This window comes from Borrelia persica No12 (assembly GCF_000500045.1).
GTDB lineage: Bacteria > Spirochaetota > Spirochaetia > Borreliales > Borreliaceae > Borrelia > Borrelia persica.
Window position 1 is genome coordinate 1 of record NZ_AYOT01000157.1, and the last position, 2,480, is coordinate 2,480.

4 protein-coding genes are annotated in these 2,480 nt (G+C 29.7%); all 4 read right to left on the minus strand.

Going from position 1 to position 2,480, the window contains the following annotated elements:
• Positions 1 to 4: 4 nt before the first annotated feature.
• The 4 genes from U881_RS0105760 to U881_RS0105775 are packed head-to-tail and all read right to left on the minus strand — an operon-like array spanning position 5 to position 2,416.
• Positions 5 to 403 (minus strand): DUF1506 family protein, encoded by a 399-nt coding sequence (locus U881_RS0105760; RefSeq protein ID WP_024653014.1) that lies wholly within the window; start codon positions 401 to 403, stop codon positions 5 to 7.
• Positions 403 to 864, minus strand: a complete 462-nt coding sequence (locus U881_RS0105765; RefSeq protein WP_024653015.1) for a DUF3890 domain-containing protein — start codon at positions 862 to 864, stop codon at positions 403 to 405. Before U881_RS0105765 ends, U881_RS0105760 begins: the two co-directional genes overlap by 1 nt.
• A 9-nt stretch (positions 865 to 873) precedes the next feature.
• On the minus strand, positions 874 to 1,833 hold the full coding sequence (locus U881_RS0105770) for a hypothetical protein (protein WP_024653016.1): 960 nt from the start codon (positions 1,831 to 1,833) through the stop codon (positions 874 to 876).
• Positions 1,834 to 1,849: 16 nt separating this feature from the next.
• On the minus strand, positions 1,850 to 2,416 hold the full coding sequence (locus U881_RS0105775; RefSeq protein ID WP_024653017.1) for a DUF228 domain-containing protein: 567 nt from the start codon (positions 2,414 to 2,416) through the stop codon (positions 1,850 to 1,852).
• Between the last annotated feature and the right edge of the window lie 64 nt (positions 2,417 to 2,480).

Here is a 2,480-nt window from a genome sequence, read left to right on the forward strand (position 1 = left end):
TTCATTATCCATTCATGCCAACTCCCTTTAGTATTAAAGTTAGATAACCAACTGAACCATCAATTGATACTATTTCAAAGTGAAAATTATCTAAATCACCTTCAGAGATCTTATCTGATATAGCAAAATCAAGTTGTGCACTTGTATACAACTTGTAAAGACAAGTAATATCACTAAGATCGGATTCATTCATAGTCACAAGAGAATCGGGATTGATGCTAAAGAGTACACCAGTAAATTCTTTAAAGTTTTCTCTGTCAATTACTGTTTCATAACTTGCAGTCTCTTCATTATATTCATATCTTTTTTGATAAAGCCTTAATGGTTTTTTATCTTCAAAATAGGAAATAACCGATAATGCCATTTGAGTGAATTTGGTTCTCACATTATTATTTCTCTGCATTAACGTGCAACTCCTATGCAATATTTTTTAGTTGTTGAAGAGTCAACAAGTGCCAAACTAGATAATAATGAATCAAAAGATGAACAAAAACTATCACCAATTTTAATGTCACTACCCAAAGATTCATTAACATCAGATGATCGTACTTGTTCATATTCGATCTCAAGTTCGTTAAGTTTGTGTTTCTTTATTACTTGGGAATTTCCACTAAAATCATTGATAGTTCCGCTTTTTTTCAGTTTGCACCCAGTATAGTAATACATTAACAATTTGATATGTGAAGTTGTAAGTATTGATAAGTCAATACCCTTAACTTCAAGCAACATCTCAACTAGTCGTGAATATTGCATGAAAGTCGAAAAACTCAAAACATCTTCATTGATATCCAATAATTCTATTATTTCTGTGTAAAGTTTACGTATTTCATTATCAAGTTGTTCTTGTGCTATATCATGTGACATAACTGTTTCCTAACTTTGCTTAATGAAAACCTGCAGAATAGTTTTCTTTGTAGCAAGTAAACCACCAAGTACAAAATCAATATAAGAATGCGCAATATTGCTTGAATTAGTGTCAATTTGTTCATTAGGTGTTGGCAACATGTATTTACTTGGTTTAAATTTCAACAACTTTGGATTCATTGGAAAAATAACAATTTGATTTTTCAGTAAATTAGATGTTTGTATTACTACTTCATTTCTATTATTCAAAGCTTTGATTGTAGCTGTTAAAAAATCTTGCCAACGTTCATTAAGAAAACCTGGATTATCATTTACCATATAAGGTTTAACCAATTTCAAGCTTGTTAGCGGATCTACAATTACCATGAATGGAGAATCAAAATAATCACCTAGTTCTAATTTTGACAGACCAGATTCTATCTTTTCAAATATCTTATCCATTTTGTCTTTATTGCTAGCATCAACTTCTTCTTTGATTTGATATGGCATATTAAGTAAACCATACATGTTAGGTAAAAGAATTTTTGCATTATTACCATCCTTTTGTATTGATACAGTTCCGGTTAATACAAAATGGGTGATCATTTTCATAATTTCATTACATGCTAATTTATAAGCAGTACCAAAAGGTAAGTAATTATTATTAACATCTCCAATATACTCAGAATTTGTAAATTCGAGAACCGCAGAATCTTTTAAATGTGGAAATTTATATTGCAAATGCAAATAATTAAGCTTTACCACCTCTGATTTAAATCCTATTGTTGAGACTGTATTATAATTATTTATAACATCTGTTGGATTTTCTTTTAGAAAAACATCCCATTCTACTGTTTTAAAAAATCCCATCTTATAAGGAACTTCTTCAATTTGTTCTTTAGCAAACCAATCATAAAATTTTGGTAATTCGACTTCTTCTGTTGCTTGAATAACTTCTTGTACATAATAATTTTCATCAAATAATTCCATTTAAAACCTCCTTAATTTAATTATTAGATACTTTATTTCCAACAAATTTGATATGAACTAAATATGTATTCTCAGATAAAGTGACTGTATCTTCTAAAGCAAATGCATTATAAACAGTATTTGAACCACTAGATTTTTCTGCTTCACCTTTATCATTAAATTTAACCTTGTCTCCTCTCTTAATTGTTGAGTCTTTTGCAAAAAGCCAAGCTTGATAAGCACCAGAAGTTATTGGTACAACTTGAGCTCTCTCTGTATAATCATCAATATCAACACATATCCCATATAAATTATCACCACCACCAGGTTCAACATGAGGTCCATAATGAATCTCATTGGCTTTAATTTGATTTGTCTTTAGTTTAACACCACATTTATATGGATAATTTTTGCTAGGCCAGTTTTCTATTTGTATATTACTACTAAAAGAAGTAAATTCACCAACACTAACGCATGGTCCTTTATTTCTAAAGTCAGTAGTATTACTCATAAGCTCTACTTCTTTGCTACCGCCTTTAATAACAGAAGCTAGTGCTTTTCTTTTATCTTGATAATCCTTAACTAGTTGTTTAATATCGGCCATACTTTAACCTCCTTTTTAATTTTTAACTTGTTTTTTGAATAGCTTTGTTCCCAAAAATAGCAAC

Coding starts and splice junctions, on each gene's coding strand:
- U881_RS0105760 (WP_024653014.1), bottom strand. CDS start 403: ATGCAGAGAAATAATAATGTGAGAACCAAATTCACTCAAATGGCATTA.
- U881_RS0105765 (WP_024653015.1), bottom strand. CDS start 864: ATGTCACATGATATAGCACAAGAACAACTTGATAATGAAATACGTAAA.
- U881_RS0105775 (WP_024653017.1), bottom strand. CDS start 2,416: ATGGCCGATATTAAACAACTAGTTAAGGATTATCAAGATAAAAGAAAA.
- U881_RS0105770 (WP_024653016.1), bottom strand. CDS start 1,833: ATGGAATTATTTGATGAAAATTATTATGTACAAGAAGTTATTCAAGCA.